The organism is Pseudomonas sp. RL_15y_Pfl2_60, from assembly GCF_963970595.1.
In the GTDB taxonomy this organism is placed as follows: Bacteria; Pseudomonadota; Gammaproteobacteria; order Pseudomonadales; family Pseudomonadaceae; genus Aquipseudomonas.
Genome location: NZ_CAXAOE010000001.1, coordinates 316,433 through 333,714 on the forward strand (window position 1 = coordinate 316,433; position 17,282 = coordinate 333,714).

Consider the following 17,282-nt stretch of genomic DNA (forward strand, 5'->3'; position numbering starts at 1 on the left):
TTATTCACTATGCTTTCATTCTGCCATCACCGCAGTTTCGGGAGCAATTCTGCATGAAAGTCAGTGAACTAACCGGGAATAGGCGCTTTCCACTTCACGTTCATATTAGTTTTTTATTTACATTGCTACTGCTTAGCACCGGTATCGTGCTGGGTATTTTTAATTATCAACAAACCAGCCGAATTATTCTTTCAAGCAGTCTTCAACTATTCGAGCACATCAGCGATCAAGTTGATCGCGATCTGCGCGATACCTACATCCCTGTCGATAACCTGCTCAATCTGCTCGCGCTGGATGAGCGCAACATGGGCGAGACTCGCGACGCTCGCTTGTCAATGTTGCCCGTGTTTGCCCAAGCCCTCAAAGACCACCCGAAACTGGCCTCCTTGTACCTTGGCTATACCGACGGTGACTTCTTTATGGTGCGCCCATTGCGCACCGAAAAACTGAAAAAAATCTTCAATACCCCAGACAATGCTGCCTTTCAGGTGTGGAGTATCGAGCGCACTAAAGGAGCTCCGATCAAGGCGATGCACCTCTACTTTGATGCCAAGCTGAACTACCTCGGTGATCGCGAGATCAGCAACGAGTCCTATGACGCGCGAACCCGACCTTGGTACCAGGAAGCGATGCATAGCAATGCTATGTTTACCACCGAACCCTATGTGTTCTTCTCCTCCGGAGATGTTGGCACCACGGTTTCGCGGGTCAGCATGGGCCGCAGCGTTATTGGTGCGGACATCACCCTGGCGGATCTTTCGCAAACACTTGCCAAACACAAGATCACCCCCTCGACCGAAGTCGCCTTGTACAGCCCAGATGGTTTGGCCGTTGCTTACCCAGACATCACAAAACTCATTACTGGCCACGACAAATCCAATCGCGCCAACTTTGCACAACTCAGCCCAGTAACTGCCAGCCTCAGCAACAAAGATCCAGATGGCTCACTTCAGGGCTCGATTGAACTTGATAAGCGCGGCTGGCTGGTTTCCCAGAAGAAGCTGAACATGGGCGGTCCCAAGGGTTTGCGCCTGGCCATTCTGGCGCCTGAAGACGAGCTGCTGGCTGATGCTTACCGGATGCGCTGGATAAGCGCAGTAATCACCCTCGGCATTTTATTGCTGTGCATTCCGCTGGGCTGGGCATTGTCCCGCTTACTGGTCAAACCTCTACGAGGATTGCTCAGTGAAGCGGAAGCGATACGCCGCTTCGACTTTAAACACCCTGCCAGCGCCAGCTCGCCAGTGCTCGAGATCGAACTCCTTGCCGTGGCGATGGCGCGTATGAAGGAAACCATTTCCAGCTTCCTTGAGATCGCTGCCAGCCTCTCGGCTGAAACACGCTTTGAGGCACTACTCGAACGCGTGCTGGAAGAAACCGCTGGAATCAGCCAGGCCCACGCGGGCTTGATTTACCTGAGTGACGCCGAAGGCAAGCACCTTGAAGCCAAGGGCTTGTATCTCGACGGCCCGCCCATGAGCCTCGCAGAGCTGAAAATCAGCAGCTTTGCAATCGACGATGAACGCATGCCAGATTGGCTCAAAAAACCGGTACGTGGAGGCGCAAGCAGCATTGCATCGATCGGCTTTGATCAAGCAGGCGACTACCAAAAACTGCTGCAAGCGATGGACTCGCCACGCACTCATATCGTTGCCACGGGCTTGCATAATCGCCAGGGCGATACAGTTGGAGTCTTGGTGCTGTTGCACAAAGACAGCGGCACCGAAGCCGACATCCCGTTCCAGAGTCCTGCACGGGTCGCATTTGTCGAAGCCGTGTCTGGGGTTGCCGCACTCTGTATTGAAAGCCAGCGCCTGCTGGATCGACAAAGACAACTACTCGACGCCTTTATTCAACTGATTGCCGGCGCAATCGACGCCAAGAGCCCTTACACCGGGGGCCACTGCCAACGGGTGCCTGAAATCACCATGATGCTGGCCAAGGCCGCGGCCAACAGCCATGCCCCGGCTTTTCGCGACTACTGCCCCACCGACGAAGAATGGGAAGCGCTGCATATTGCAGCGTGGCTGCATGACTGCGGCAAGGTCACCACGCCGGAGTACGTGGTTGACAAAGCCACCAAGCTTGAAACCCTGTACGACCGCATCCATGAAATTCGCAGCCGTTTTGAAATCCTCAAGCGCGATGCCTGGATCAGCTATTGGCAAGCGCGCGCAGAAGGCGGCGACGACAGGATATTACTCGCTCAACGCGACCAGTTACTGGCTGAGCTCGACGAGGAGTTCAGCTTTGTAGCACGCTGCAACCTTGGCGGCGAAGCCATGGCCGAAGACGATATCCAACGCCTGCAGCGTATCGCAGAGCGAAAATGGTGGCGCACCCTGGATGACCGACTCGGATTGTCATGGGAAGAAAGCCAACGGATGGAAAGCACCCCGACAGTCGAGCTTCCCGTATTGGAAAACCTGCTGGCCGACCGGCCTCGGCATTTGGTTGAACGACCTGCCAGCGAATTGATTGCCGAGAACAATCGCTGGGGCTTCAAGCTTGAAGTGCCGCGCTACAAGTTCAACCGCGGCGAACTCTACAACCTGAGCATCGCGCGCGGCACCTTGACCGCCGAAGAGCGCTACATCATCAACCACCATATCGTCCAAACCATACTCATGCTTGATCACCTGCCCTTCCCCAAGCACCTGAAGAACGTCGCTGAAATTGCCGGCGGGCATCATGAGAAAATGGACGGCACCGGTTATCCAAAACGCTTGCGCCGCGAAGAAATGAGCCTACCGGCAAGGATGATGGCAATTGCCGACATTTTCGAAGCACTGACAGCAGTCGATCGCCCCTACAAGAAAGGAAAGTCTCTGTCTGAAGCGATTGCGATCATGGCTGGCATGTGTAGAGGCGCGCACATTGACCCAGACCTGTTCGGCCTGTTTATCCGCAAGCAGATCTATAAGCAATACGCAGAGCGCTTTATGCAGCCTGAACAAATTGACGAGGTGGATGAAACGCAGACACTGATCAAAGCGGGACTTGCTGATTAAGTCTTGGGGTCGACAACGCAAAGCCTAGTCGTTGACCCCAAGCACAACTCAATCAATAGCCGAGCACGCATTGCGCGTGCCCGGCTTTAGGCATCAAGCCTTGTTGATTGGGTTTTCCGGGTACCAAACGTCGAGCAATGGGCTGACGTTGAAATCAGCCAGCTCACAGCGGCCCTTGAGCCAGGCTTCAACACTTGCACGCTGCTCTTCGCTGACCGAGCCACGCTGGTCAAGGCAAACCAGGCCGTAGTCATCGCCACCCACATAACCAAGACCGTTGCCTTCCATTGCCTCTTTCAGAAACTGATCAAGGAAAGCGTCAACGACTTCATCGGTCAAATCGTCTTTAAAATTCAGGTTCAGCTCAAAACCCAGCTCCTGAAATTCATCGACGCAGAGTTTTTTGCGCAGACGGCGGGAACGATTAGTAGCCATGAAACAATCCTCAAAAGTGATATCGCCGCGCACTTTAGCAGTTCCAGCCTATTTATGCCCGAAACTCTGCAATGCATCGGCTGCCGACCTACCTTAAAACACTCAATTGATGTGCAATCTTGTTCACATATTTCGCATAAACCTATGCTTGCGGCATAATGTGTCATGTATGAAACATACATCGTAGCGGTATCTCGCACGTTACAAGTCACTTTTCAAGCTACGCCCAGGGGGCGTAAATCATGATCAAACAACTGCGCCAGTTAGCCATTGTCAGTTTGTTACTACCTCTTTCTTTACCTCTGTACGCTGCCGTCAACGCCACTATTCCGACCAAAGTTGAACAGGCGCTTAAAGCTAACAAAGTCAGTCCAAAATCATTTTCCCTCGTCACCATCCCGCTCAACGGTCCAGGTAATAGCACCTATTACAACGCTGATGTTTCAGTTAACCCAGCGTCGACCATGAAGTTGATCACCACCTTCGCCGCACTGGAGTTGCTCGGCCCAAATTACCAGTGGGCGACCAGCTTTTACACCGATGGCACCCTGAGTAACGGCGTGCTCAAGGGCAACCTGTATTTCAAGGGTGGCGGCGACCCAAAGATGAACATGGAGAAGCTGTGGTTGCTTCTGCGTGACCTACGGGCCAATGGCGTCAAGCGTATTACCGGTGACCTGGTGCTTGATCGCAGCTATTTCATCCAACCACAACTGCCACCGTTCAACGATGACTCAGGCGATAGCTACAAGCCTTATCTGGTGGCCCCTGATGCACTGTTGATCAACTTCAAGGCGCTGCGCTTTATCGCCCACTCTGAAAGCGGTCGGGTGCAGATCACCACCGAGCCGCCGATTGCCAATGTACGCGTCGTTAACCAGGTAACCGCGCTTAAATCAGGCAAATGCCCTTCGTGGCGAGACGGTATCCGCTTTACGCCAACGCCCACCGCGACCGGCTTCACGGTAACCGCGCAAGGCAAGCTGGCTGATGGCTGCACCACCCAGAGCTACATCTCCCTGCTCGACCAGCCCAACTATGCCGCAGGCACGGTGCGCGCATTGTGGACGGAACTAGGTGGCAGCATAGATGGCAAGGACCGCCAAGCACCTGTGCCGAGCAAAGCCCGCTTGCTGAGCCGCGCCTACTCGCCTGACCTGACTGAAATCATCCGCGACATCAACAAGTACAGCAATAACACCATGGCCCGCCAGTTATTCCTCAGTATCGGTGCCAAGTTCCGCACCAGCGCGGACCCTGACGATGCCAAGGCCGCACAGCGGGTCATCCGTGCCTGGCTGGCGCGCAAGGGCATTACCGCGTCACAACTGGTCATGGAAAATGGTTCAGGCTTGTCACGCGCTGAACGTGTCAGTGCGCGTGAAATGTCGAAAATTCTGCAAGCAGCCTGGAACAGTCCCTACGCGGCAGAGTTCATCAGCTCTATGCCTCTGGCGGGTCGCGACGGCACCATGCGCAAGCGCCTGCGCAACACACCGATGGCCGGCGAAGCGCATATCAAGACCGGGACCTTGAACAACGTGCGCGCAATTGCTGGTTTCAGCCGCGACAACAAAGGCAAGAGCTGGGCGGTGGTTGCGATCATCAACGATCCCAAGCCCTGGGGCGCGTCGTCCGTGCTCGACCGGGTCCTGCTCGAGTTGCAAAAGCAACCCTCGCGCTAGACCGGGCCCAGCCAAAGAGAAAAGGCCACGCTTAGCGTGGCCTTTTCCATGGTTGGTCTTAAACAGCCAGGCGCTTAGCCACGTGCGGTAATACGCCAGGCGCGGTGGATTTTGCTATTGCGGGCAAAGTCCGGGTCCAGGGTCGAAGAGGTGATTTCTTCGACCTGATAACGCGCAGTCAGGGTCTCATCGAGGACGAACTTGCGGAAGTTGTTGGAGAAATACAGCACCCCACCGCTGGCCAGACGCGCCATTGCCAGATCCAGCAAGGCCACATGATCACGTTGAATATCGAAGATACCTTCCATGCGTTTGGAGTTGGAGAAGGTCGGCGGATCAATGAAGATCAACTCGTATTCGTTGCGATCCTCGGCCAGCCAGGCCATGACATCACCCTGCTCCAGCTTGTTCTTGTCAGAAAAACCGTTGAGTGACAGGTTGCGCCGCGCCCAATCCAGGTAAGTCTTGGACAAGTCCACACTTGTGGTGCTGCGAGCACCGCCCTTGGCCGCATGAACCGAAGCCGTCGCTGTATAGCAATACAGGTTGAGGAAGCGTTTGCCTGCGGCCTCACGCTGAATGCGCAAGCGCAGTGGCCGGTGATCGAGAAACAAGCCGGTATCGAGGTAATCGGTCAGGTTGACCAGCAACTTGGCCCCGCCCTCGCTGACTTCCATGAACTGGCCCTGAGCACTCTGGCGCTGGTACTGCTTGGTACCGCTCTGGCGCTCGCGGCGCTTGATGACGACCTTGCTCTTGTCGACATTCAACGCCTGCGGGATAGCGGCAAGCGCATCAAACAGGCGCGCCTGGGCCTTCTCTGGCTCGATGGAGCGTGGCGCGGCGTATTCCTGCACATGGACCCAGTCGCCATAGAGATCGACGGCCAGCGCGTACTCAGGCATATCGGCATCGTACAAGCGATAACATTGCACCGCTTCTTTGCGCGCCCACTTGCCCAGTTGCTTGAGGTTCTTTTGCAGGCGATTGGCAAACATCTGCCCGCCTTCACTCAAACGCGCCTGCTCAACCGGCACAGCAGCAGGTGCTGCGGACTTGGCTGCGACGACTGGCGCGGCGCTGGCAACCAGCTCATTTTGCTCACGCTCGCGCTCGCGCTGTTCGGGCGTACGCCGCTCGCCGGTGACAAACTGCTCAGGCTGGACCTTGATCAACAACAGCTTGCACGGCAATGCACCGTTCCAGAAGGCGTATTGCTTGTGGCTGCGAATGCCCATGCGCTTGCCTAGGTCTGGCGCGCCGGTAAATACCGCTGCTTCCCAACCCATGCAGGCCTGGCGCAGGCGTTCGCCAAGGTTTTGATAGAGATACAACAGGCTGGCTTCGTCACCCAGACGCTCACCATAAGGCGGGTTGCAGATGACCAAACCTTTCTGGTTCTGATCCGGACGTGGCTCGAAGGTGGCCACCTCGCCCTGGTAGACCTTGATCCAGTGGCTCAGACCTGCCCGATCAATGTTGTTCTTGGCTGGCTGAATCAAGCGTGGATCGGCTTCGTAGCCGCGGATCCACAATGGCGGCTTGGCCATACCAATGTCTGCGCGTTCTTGCGCTTCGGCCTGCAATTTCTTCCAAATCGCCGGCACGTGGCCCAACCATTTGCTAAAGCCCCACTGTTCGCGCGTCAGGTTCGGCGCCACGTCAGCCGCCATCATTGCCGCTTCGACCAAAAACGTACCGACCCCACACATGGGGTCAGCCAGGGCGCCGCCCTCAGCCGCAATGCGCGGCCAGCCAGCACGGATCAATACCGCGGCTGCAAGGTTTTCCTTGAGTGGCGCAGCACCTTGCTGAAGACGATAACCGCGCTGATGCAAACTGTGCCCGGACAGGTCAAGCGACAGAATTGCTTCGCCGCGATCAAGGCGCAGGTGAATACGCAAATCCGGGTTGAGCTTATCCACCGATGGCCGCGTGCCGTCTTTCTGGCGCAGTTTGTCGACAATCGCATCCTTGACCTTGAGCGCGCCAAAGTGAGTGTTATCAATGCCCGAACCATTGCCACTGAACTCGACGGCCAATGTGCCGTTTGGCTCCATGTGCTCGTACCAGTCAACTTCCAGTACGCCCTCGTACATGCTCTGGGCGTCTTTCACCGGAAAACGCTTGAGCACCAATAGCACCCGGTTTGCCAGGCGAGACCAGAGGCACAAGCGATATGCAGTCTCGATTTGAGCAAAACCGCGAACGGCAGAAGTGTGTTCGCGCACCTCTTCGAGGCCCAGTGTGCTGGCCTCTTCAAGGAGCAACCCTTCAAGACCTTTTGGGCACGTAAGGAAGAGTTCGTAACGATCCGACATGAGAATTTCCAGTGGCTAACGCCGTTAGTGGCAGGCAAGCAGATGTGCACAACCAAAATAAGTGACAAAAAGTCTCAGCGCGACCCTTCGTCGGAATAAATAACAGTCGCAATCGCGATCAGTTCGCGATGGCAGATTACTAGTAAAGCATCAGCAAAGCCCCGCCCGGCCTGTGCTGTGTCAACAAACGAATGATCGGGCCAAGTTGCCTTATGGCCATACCATCAAAACTGTTACGCCCTTATGACAAAACGATCATTCACACAGGCTCACGCATTGGTTAGAAATCTACCTAGGTTATCGCCGCAACGGCGAAAACACAGGAGGCTCGCGACGCCGGCAGCGGACTCCATCGGCAGACCATTTCTGCCTGATCTCACCATGAGATCTACAGGACATAAACAGTCAACAAGTGAGGGCAACACCCTATGAGAAGACTTAAGCGTGATCCTCTAGAAAAAGCTTTTTTACGCGGCTATCAGTACGGTATTCATGGTAAATCTCGAGAGCTCTGTCCATTCACCCTTGCCTCAGTTCGCCAAGCTTGGTTAAACGGCTGGCGAGAGGGCCGCGGAGACAACTGGGACGGTTTAACAGGCACTGCCGGTATCCATAGACTCAACGAACTTCATGCGGTCGGTTAATTACAGGACATAACCGACTCAATCAAGCACGCCCCAATCGGGCGTCGGGCTAAGCCCAAGGGGCTCCTATCGAGGAGCCCTTTTTATTTTTGCGGCAACCCCGCAATAGCATCCACCGCCTCACGAATCAGCGCCGGGCCTTTATAAATAAAGCCTGAATAAATTTGCACCAGGCTCGCACCGGCAGCGATTTTCTCGGCGGCATGCTTGCCCTCGGTGATACCGCCTACGGCGATAATCGGCAAGCGCCCCGCCAGTTCACTCGCCAACACCTTGACGATATGCGTGCTTTGCTCACGTACCGGTGCACCAGACAAACCACCCGCCTGATCAGCATGCTCAAGACCTTTAACCCCTTCGCGCGCGAGTGTGGTGTTGGTTGCGATAACCGCATCCATACCTGTCTCAACCAGCGCCTGGGCAACCTGCACGGTTTCCTCATCGGTCATGTCTGGAGCAATCTTGATTGCCAGCGGAACACGCTTGCCATGTACTTGGGCCAGGTCTTCCTGGCGCTGACGCAGCGCTTCGAGCAACTGCTTGAGCGAGTCCCCGAACTGCAAACTGCGCAGCCCCGGCGTGTTTGGCGAACTGACATTGACAGTGACGTAGCTGGCGTGACGATAAACCTTGTCCAGGCAGATCAGGTAATCATCGACTGCCCGCTCGACCGGGGTATCAAAGTTCTTACCGATGTTGATGCCCAGAACACCTTTGTATTTTGCCGCTTGCACTCGCGCCAAGAGATGATCAACGCCATGGTTGTTAAACCCCATGCGATTGATGATGCCCTCGGCCTCGGGCAGACGAAACAAGCGCGGTTTAGGATTTCCCGGCTGCGCACGCGGGGTCACTGTACCAATCTCGACAAAGCCAAAACCCAGTTGAGCGAAACCATCAATGGCATCGCCATTTTTATCCAGGCCAGCTGCCAGCCCCACCGGGTTGGCAAACTGCAACCCCATGACATTAACCGGCAAGCTGGCAGGCGCCTTGGTTAGCAAGCCGTTAAGGCCCAAGCGGCCACCAGAACCAATCAGGTCGATAGACAGTTCGTGGGAGGTTTCAGCGGAAAGCTTGAACAGCAGCTCGCGGGCCAAGTTATACATGGGCAGGCTCAGCTCGATTTATCAGAGTTGGAAAGGCGGTGATTATACAGACCCGGGGCACAGCGAGGAACCATCAACAAAGCCAGCCCATGAGGTAGCTGCACAACCTGGCCAACAGGCCAAGAAAATCTAATTCACAGCCTCTAACTCTGGTGTCTCAGCTCAAACGACGTAAACTGAGCAGCTTGCCGAATTCATTGAATTCGATTTCAAATACACCATTAATCCCCAAGTGAGTGACAAAGGGACGCAAGTGATGGATCGGCAGGTTGACTCGCCGCCCCTCGCGACTGGTCAGCACAAGGCGATTCGCATCACCTTGGTAATACAATTGAAGTGTTTGCCTGGAAAGCGCTATATCCAGCAGCAAGCTAGGCATGGAGGCTCCTTTTTGATGGTATTGATACAGGCGCGGCCCGGCGCATCCGGGCAACACAGCGTTTTACGTGCAGCAGGCCTGCGAGTCTGCCACACTGGCTCTGGCGCACACAGAGTATGTAATTGGCTATGAGCCCGCACGACCCAACCAACACCATAAGCGCTCGTCTCACCGCCCTCGCCCAGCGTTTGGGCCTTATTGGCCGTGGCCCACGACAAATCCTTGAACGCGCCAGTGCTTTAAAGCTTCCTTTCAATGAGATACCCAAGCGCGAATACACCATTAGCTGGGAGCAAGGCATCCCCTGGCATTACCTGCTCGATTTGCCGCGAAGTGCCTTATCCGGCCCCGTGCAAGAAGACAAGGCCCATGCGCGATCAATGCTGCTCAAGGTCATCAAGACCCAACAGCACAGCCTGGACTCATTCGACCTGCGCAAGGTAGACGGCCTCGCTCACTGCCCATCAGAACACTCACGCCTTGACAGCTTTGAACAGCTTGCCGCCACGGATTACTGCCGCCAGGCACGAATCATCAGCTACAAAGACTTCGTCAAAACCATCAGCCTTGCCCTGCCGCGCTTCCTCGCTGCAGAAACAGTCCAGTTGCAGCAAGCCAGCTGGCAAGGCGCACGCCTGTTCTGGAGCGGTGACAGCAATGGCGATGCATTCGCCAGCGCTATTGTCTATGCCAGACGACGCGAACTGGAGGTCAGCATGCCCACTCTGATGACCAGCTATCAAGTCGACAGCGAAGGTTTGCAGCAATTGGACCTGCACTATCATGTGTTGGCCATGCCAGCCGCCGCTTGGAGTGATGCTGGTTTCATGGCGTTGCTACTTGAAGTGCCCTACTCGCGATTAGCCTTCAACGGCCGCTCTGGCGCAACCGAAATACTCCTGCTGCCCAAAGAATCGGCGCAAGCCTCCGCCCTGGGCGAAGGTTTATTAATCGCTGGCGCCACTGACGTAGCTGCGCACCTGCAAAAACTCGCCACAGATTAAAGCAACCACCCGTGCAAACCCTGTTCGGCATCAAGCTCCAATAGCGCCAACACCTTGTGGCCAGGACCACTACAGCTGCGCCCGTGGTTCTTAAGCCCAATAAAAAAGCCCCGCACTTGGCGGGGCTCATAAGTCAAAATGACTTGGGCTTAATTTGAACTGCCGGTTTGCGCCAGGTCCATCAACTCCCGGTTAGCCACTGCATACATGGCGTAGTCGGTGGTTGTCGCGGCACGCAGTTCCGCCAACATGAACTTCCAGCGCTCGACCATGCGCCGATGCTCTTCAATCCAGACCTGAACACGCGCCTCGATATCGTTTGGAGCATCGGTCATTTGCAGAACCGAGACAGTGATTCCGCGCTGCTGGTAATCCAGGTCGTCACGGAAGGCTTCACGGGCCAGCCCTTGCCAGTTATTTTCAACCGGCAAGCCGTTGATCTGCTGCAAGTACCAGGACAGTTCCAAGCTGTCGCCAATCGCGAAGTAAGCCTCGGCAACACGCGCCGGATCTTGTCCGGTGACATCCGAAGCCTCGATGATCGGCAACAAGGTGTAGAGCTGACCGGTGCCTGCAACCACACTCGCCAACTCCTCCGGCACACCGGCTTCGACATAAGCCTGGAAGCGGGCCAGCCATTGCTCACGCGCCGGGCCTTCAAGCAAGTCCTTCAGGCTCAGCGCCAAGGCTTCAACCCGTGGTGCAAAGTGAGCAACATCACGCGCGGCATCCAGATCATTACGACGGCTACGCAAGAACCAGCGAGTCGCACGACGACCCAGGCGCATCAGCTCATCCATCATCTGCAATTGCAGCTCGGCAGGAACCTTGTGATCAAGCGCCTCGATCTGTTTCCACCAGCGCGGCAAGTGGAACACATCACGCACTATTACATAGGCGCCGGCCACATTGGCCGAACTCATGCCTGTTGAGTCCTTCAGGCGCTGGACGAAGGTGATCCCCATGTGGTTGACCAGATCGTTGGCAAGCTGGGTGCTGACGATCTCGCGCTTGAGGCGGTGTTGACGCATCGACTCACCAAACTTGTCGACCAAAAGCGCCGGGAATGCACTCTCCATTTCGCGCGCCAGGTATTCATCATCAGGCACCCGAGAAAGCAACAACGACTCTTTCAAGTCGATCTTGCTGTAGGAGATCAATACCGACAGCTCCGGACGGGTCAGCCCCAGACCGTTGGCGGTACGCTCATTGAGTTCATCATCCGTTGGCAAGAACTCCAGCGCGCGGTCCAATTTGCCTGCGGCTTCAAGCACCAACATCAAGCGCTTGTATTCACCTACACGCTCACGGGCGCGGCGGGTAGCCACCGACAATGCCTGTGTTTGCTTGTAGTTATTACCCAGCACCAGCGCGCCGACGGCATCGGTCATCTCTGCCAGCAGCTTGTTACGCTGCTTGCCCGTCATGTCACCTGCGGTCACGGTTTCGTTGAGCAGGATCTTGATGTTCACTTCATGGTCGGAGCAGTCAACACCACCGGCGTTATCAATGAAGTCGGTGTTGCTGGAGCCGCCATGCAGGCCAAACTCGACACGGCCCAGCTGGGTCATGCCGAGGTTACCGCCCTCGCCCACAACCTTGGCTCGCAGCTCACGCCCGTCAACCCGCAATACGTCGTTGGCCTTGTCGCCCACATCGGCATGGCTTTCCTTGCTCGACTTGACGTAGGTGCCGATCCCGCCGTTCCAGATCAGGTCCACCGGCGCCTTGAGCAATGCATTGAGCAGCTCGGTCGGCGCCAGCTTGTCTGCGCTGATGTCGAAGCGTTCCTTCATCTCCGGGCTGATGTCGATGCTCTTGGCGCTGCGCATGAAAATGCCGCCACCCTGAGAAATCAGCGAGGTGTCGTAATCCGTCCAGCTTGAGCGTGGCAGATCGAACATGCGCCGACGCTCGATAAAGCTTTTTGCCGCATCCGGATTCGGGTCGATAAAGATGTGCAAGTGGTTGAATGCCGCCACGACCTGCAATTTATCCGAAAGCAACATACCGTTGCCGAAGACGTCGCCGGCCATGTCGCCAATACCGATTACGGTCGTTGGATCGGTCTGAACGTCGATACCGCGCTCACTGAAGTGACGCTGCACCGATACCCAAGCGCCCTTGGCAGTAATGCCCATGCCTTTGTGGTCATAACCTGCAGAGCCACCCGAGGCAAAGGCATCGCCCAGCCAGAAATCGTATTCGGCAGCAATGCCATTGGCAATGTCGGAGAAAGTAGCGGTGCCCTTGTCAGCTGCCACCACCAGATAAGGATCATCCGGGTCATGGCGCACAACATTGGCTGGCGGAACGACCTCGCCTTCCTTGAGGTTGTCGGTGATATCCAGCAAACCACTGATAAAGATGCGATAGCACGCAATGCCCTCGGCCTGAATCTCATCGCGCGTGCCATTGAGCGGCAGACGACGGGGCACAAAGCCGCCCTTGGCGCCGACCGGAACGATGACCGCGTTCTTCACCTGCTGCGCCTTGACCAGGCCCAGCACTTCGGTACGGTAATCTTCCTCGCGGTCGGACCAGCGCAAGCCACCCCGTGCGACCTTGCCGCCGCGCAAATGCACGCCTTCGACACGTGGCGAGTAGACGAAGACTTCAAACATTGGCACCGGCTTCGGAATTTCCGGAACAGCCCGTGGGTTCAGCTTGAAGCTGAAGTACGACTTGTTCTGGCCGCTGGCGTCCGTCTGGTAGAAGTTGGTGCGCAAGGTCGCCTTGATCAGGTCAAGGTAGCGCCGCAGGATGCGGTCCTCGTTAAGCACCGCAACATTGTCCAGCGCGCCAATGATGGCCTGCTCGAGCTTCAGTTGCTTATCTTCAAGGTCATCGGCAGTGAGCTTGCGCGCCAGGTAAAAACGCGTACGGAACAAGCGCACCAGCTCTTTGGCGATATCCGCATGATTAAGCAGGGTTGCCGCTACATAACTCAACGAGAAGCCCAGGCGAATCTGTTTTTGGTAACGTGCATAGGCCCGCAGCAAGGCGACTTCGCGCCATGGCATGGCCGCTGTCAGTACCAGGCGGTTGAACGCATCATTCTCGGCATTGCCGCTGACGATGTTGACGAAGGCGTCTTGCAGCGTGTCATTGAGCTGCTGGATATCGACGTCAAGACCTTCGGCATAGGTGAAAGCGAAATCGTGGATCCAGTATTCCTTGCCATCGCTTTGGAACAAGCGGTACGGAAACTCGCCCAGCACTCGCAGGCCCAGGTTTTCCAGGATCGGCAACACATCGGACAATGGCAGCGGCGTATCGGCGTGATAGAGCTTGCAGTGCAGCAAGTTATCGCCTTGCGCCAATGGCTGGTAGAAGCTCATGACCAGCGGCCGCTCGGCGCTGAGACTGAGCAGGTGCTGCATATCGACCACCGCCGAATGCGGTGCAAAACGCTCGCGATAACCGGCCGGGAAGCCTTTCGGGAACTCAGCCAGCACGTTGGTGCCCTGGGCTTCACCGAGGCTTTCAATCATCAAGCTGGCGTAGTCGTCCTTCCACGAGCGGCAGGCTTGAATCACTTCTTGCTCAAGACGCGCAGGATCAATGGTCGATTTATTCTTCGGGTCCACCCGCAAAATAAACTGCACCCGTGCCAGCACAGACTCGGAGAAGAAGGTCCAGAATTCACAGTCTGTCGCGTTGAGGCGCTCCATCAGCACTTGCTGAATCTTCACCCGCGTTTCAGTCGAGTAAACATCACGCGGCACATAGGCCAGGCAATAGCAGAAGCGGCCATAAGGATCACGGCGCAGGAATACACGGATCTTGTTGCGTTCCTGAATCTGCACGATCGACATTGCCGTGCAGAACAGCTCGTCGACCGGGGTCTGGAACAAATCGTCGCGTGGCAATACTTCCAGAACCTGCGCCAGCTCCTTGCCCAAGTGAGCCTTGCTGTCGAAGCCTGAACGTTGCTCGATCTCGGTGATTTTGCGGCGAATGTAAGGGATCTTCCACACGCTTTCGGAGTAGACCGCCGAGGTGTACAGCCCCATGAAACGGTACTCTTTGACCACCTTGCCTTTGCTGTCCAGCTCACGGATTGAGACAAAGTCCGGATACGCAGGGCGGTGAACCCGGCTTGGCACTGCGGCTTTGGCAAAGGACAGCAGCTTGGGCTCGCGCAAGTAGCTTACGGCCTCTTCTTCGATGTGCAGCTCTTGGCTGCTCAGGCCAGTGCGCAGGCCCTTGGACAAGCCCAGCAGGGATTTTTCGTCATACACCAACTGGCCGCCGCCAGGCGCATCGACAACGGTAAACTCTTCGTAGCCGAGGAAGGTGAAGTTGTTATCGAGCAACCAGCTCATGAAGACTTTGATTTCTTCAAGCTCGGCGGGCTCAACCTTGAGCTTGGTTTTGCTCAGCCAAACCAGCAGCTCTTGCGCCTTGGCCTTCATTGGCAAGAAGTCTTCAACGCTGGCGCGCACTTCAGCAAAGACTTCATGGAGTGACTTGGCCAAGGCCTGCATTTCTGCATTGTTGGCGCAGCGATCAATCTCCAGGAACATCAGTGCTTCCTGGGTAACGTCCTTACCGGTCGTGCCCTTGGGAAGAATTTCCTGCAGCTCGCCTTTCTTGTTGCGGCGAACGTTGAACACGCTGTTCTGCAAGGTATGAATATTGTAGCCACGACGGTTGAACTCCATGCGTACCGAGTCAACCAAGAATGGGGTGTCCGCGTGCAATATCTCGACAGCCGTGTGGGTAGACTGCCAGCCATGTTTCTCGTAATCAGGGTTGAATACACGAACCTGCGGTTCGCTCGGGTCAAAACGTTCAAGCAATCGCCAGGATGACAATGTGCAGCCAATCAGGTCAGACAATCGACGCTGGATCAGCTCATCAAGTGCAATAATTCCGAAAAATTGCTCAGCGAAAAGGCTTATTTGTGGTAGCCCCTGTTCGCTAACGTGCTGAGCCAACGCCGCTTGCAGTTGATGCTGAAAGTCGGCTTTGCTGGCCGCCGTAAAGAACGCCATGGCTTGTATGCTCCGTTTGGCTTGTAAAGAAACTAAGGCAGTGTCAGTAAGGTTTAGTGCCCCAACGTAGTAACGTTAGTCTACGAGACGCCTGTTGCATTACGGTGGCACCTCTATATCTGGCGACTTTCGAGACCAGCGGGTCACATTTGCCAGCCCAGCTTACCGATGGAGCACGGCCAAGCGCTTGCCACGCTGCGACATTTTCTTTCACTAAGCCTGCGTGTTTTCCCATACAGCGGACATCAACGTCCCTGCCTAGTATCTGCGGCACGTTGACACAACGTTCACAAGCACTGCACTAGGATCGGCCTTGCCTATTTTTGCTCTGGACTTTGACATCAAGCACGTGGCTCCCGCCTGGGAATGCGGCGAAATGTCACTACACCCATGCTTAGGCAGAGCGTAAAACTTTGCGGTCCGGCATTGGCCAAGCGACTGCGCTTGATGAGGACAATGTTTTTGCGGCCACCCCTGGTTTTTATCGCTCGGCGCCACCATATGCACTGCATAGGCAAAACTTACTTCCGGTAAGCGCTTGAATCGCTCAAAATCAGCCGCTATGGCCTGACACTGTTATGCGATTATGTGGCTATTGTTGCGAGTGCAGAGCGGCGCGCACTGGTAGCGGCCTAAACCCAATAGTTTTACCTGCGGTGCGTTGAACAAGCTGTAACACCTCGATTGGTACAGGATTGGTATTTTGGAAAACACAGAAACCGCGAAAGGCCCGGATCACCGGGCTGCACTGAATGAATTACGCCACTTTCTTTCAAGCCAGATCCTCGGCCAGGAAAAACTCGTCGAGCGACTGCTGATAGCCCTTCTCGCCGATGGCCACATGCTGGTTGAGGGCGCGCCAGGTCTGGCCAAGACCAAGGCGATCAAAGAGCTTGCCGAAGGCATCGAGGCGGAATTTCACCGGATACAGTTCACCCCGGACCTACTCCCGGCCGACATCACCGGCACCGAAATCTACCGCCCGGAAACCGGCAGCTTTGTGTTCCAGCAAGGGCCGATCTTCCACAATCTGGTACTGGCTGATGAAATTAACCGTGCGCCGGCCAAGGTCCAGTCGGCCTTGCTAGAGGCAATGGCTGAACGCCAGGTCAGTGTTGGCCGCAGCACCTATGACCTGTCACCGCTGTTCTTGGTCATGGCCACGCAGAACCCAATCGAGCAGGAAGGCACATACCCGCTGCCCGAGGCCCAGCTTGATCGTTTCTTGATGCACGTAAAAATTGGCTTCCCGGATGCAGTGGTTGAGCGCAAGATTCTCCAGCAGGCCCGTGGCGAAGCACTTAACGGCGAGGCCAAGCCTGAACATCGGGTCAGTCAGCAAGCCATTTTTGCCGCACGCACCGAGATTCTCGGCCTGTATATGGCTGAAGCGGTAGAGGAATATCTTGTGCAGCTGGTCATGGCCTCGCGCACCCCGGCCAAGTTCGATGCGGAGCTGGCCGAATGGATCGCCTACGGTGCCAGCCCTCGGGGCACTATCTCGCTGGATCGCTGCGCCCGTGCCCACGCCTGGCTTGCTGGCCGTGACTTTGTCAGCCCGGAAGATGTGCAAGCCGTGCTGTTTGACGTACTGCGTCACCGCATCATTTTGTCGTTTGAGGCAGAGGCGGCGGGTATCGACCAGGATCGCGTTATCCAGCGCATTCTCGACGTAGTAGCAGTTGCCTGAGACT

General features: G+C 55.9%; 10 protein-coding genes. 5 read left to right on the forward strand and 5 right to left on the reverse strand.

The window, feature by feature from the left end; all coding sequences use genetic code 11:
- Nucleotides 1–53 precede the first annotated feature (53 nt).
- Nucleotides 54–3,011, forward strand: a complete 2,958-nt coding sequence (locus AACY26_RS01570; RefSeq protein WP_339510328.1) for an HD domain-containing phosphohydrolase — start codon at nt 54–56, stop codon at nt 3,009–3,011.
- Between the two features lie 93 nt (nt 3,012–3,104).
- Here the strand turns inward: AACY26_RS01570 and AACY26_RS01575 are convergent, their stop codons facing one another.
- Nucleotides 3,105–3,446 carry a YggL family protein gene (locus AACY26_RS01575; protein ID WP_339510330.1) on the reverse strand — a complete coding sequence of 114 codons (342 nt, stop codon included), beginning with the start codon at nt 3,444–3,446 and terminating at the stop codon, nt 3,105–3,107.
- Between the two features lie 242 nt (nt 3,447–3,688).
- On the opposite strand from AACY26_RS01575, the gene dacB reads away from it, so the two are divergent.
- Complete coding sequence (gene dacB, locus AACY26_RS01580) at nt 3,689–5,131, forward strand: D-alanyl-D-alanine carboxypeptidase/D-alanyl-D-alanine endopeptidase (RefSeq protein WP_339510332.1); 1,443 nt, start codon at nt 3,689–3,691, stop codon at nt 5,129–5,131.
- A gap of 74 nt (nt 5,132–5,205) precedes the next feature.
- Here the strand turns inward: dacB and rlmKL are convergent, their stop codons facing one another.
- The gene (rlmKL, locus tag AACY26_RS01585) at nt 5,206–7,452 is read right to left on the reverse strand and encodes a bifunctional 23S rRNA (guanine(2069)-N(7))-methyltransferase RlmK/23S rRNA (guanine(2445)-N(2))-methyltransferase RlmL (RefSeq protein WP_339510334.1); all 2,247 of its coding nucleotides are present in this window, start codon (nt 7,450–7,452) and stop codon (nt 5,206–5,208) included.
- Nucleotides 7,453–7,880: 428 nt separating this feature from the next.
- On the opposite strand from rlmKL, the gene rmf reads away from it, so the two are divergent.
- Nucleotides 7,881–8,096, forward strand: coding sequence for a ribosome modulation factor (gene rmf / locus AACY26_RS01590; protein ID WP_010483083.1), 216 nt, complete (start codon nt 7,881–7,883; stop codon nt 8,094–8,096).
- An 83-nt stretch (nt 8,097–8,179) separates the two neighbouring features.
- Here the strand turns inward: rmf and AACY26_RS01595 are convergent, their stop codons facing one another.
- Together AACY26_RS01595 and AACY26_RS01600 are read right to left on the reverse strand one after the other, a co-directional pair.
- Nucleotides 8,180–9,205, reverse strand: coding sequence for a quinone-dependent dihydroorotate dehydrogenase (locus AACY26_RS01595; RefSeq protein WP_339510337.1), 1,026 nt, complete (start codon nt 9,203–9,205; stop codon nt 8,180–8,182).
- 157 nt (nt 9,206–9,362) lie between these two features.
- Nucleotides 9,363–9,584, reverse strand: coding sequence for a DUF2835 domain-containing protein (locus AACY26_RS01600; protein ID WP_339510338.1), 222 nt, complete (start codon nt 9,582–9,584; stop codon nt 9,363–9,365).
- A gap of 128 nt (nt 9,585–9,712) precedes the next feature.
- Here AACY26_RS01600 and AACY26_RS01605 point away from each other — a divergent pair, with 128 nt between their 5' ends.
- Entirely contained in the window at nt 9,713–10,588 is an 876-nt protein-coding gene (locus AACY26_RS01605) for a DUF6685 family protein (protein ID WP_339510339.1), read from the forward strand.
- A gap of 149 nt (nt 10,589–10,737) precedes the next feature.
- On the opposite strand, the gene AACY26_RS01610 is transcribed toward AACY26_RS01605, so the two are convergent.
- Entirely contained in the window at nt 10,738–15,588 is a 4,851-nt protein-coding gene (locus AACY26_RS01610; protein WP_339510340.1) for an NAD-glutamate dehydrogenase, read from the reverse strand.
- A 703-nt stretch (nt 15,589–16,291) separates the two neighbouring features.
- On the opposite strand from AACY26_RS01610, the gene AACY26_RS01615 reads away from it, so the two are divergent.
- Nucleotides 16,292–17,278, forward strand: coding sequence for an AAA family ATPase (locus tag AACY26_RS01615; RefSeq protein ID WP_010483074.1), 987 nt, complete (start codon nt 16,292–16,294; stop codon nt 17,276–17,278).
- Nucleotides 17,279–17,282 lie beyond the last annotated feature (4 nt).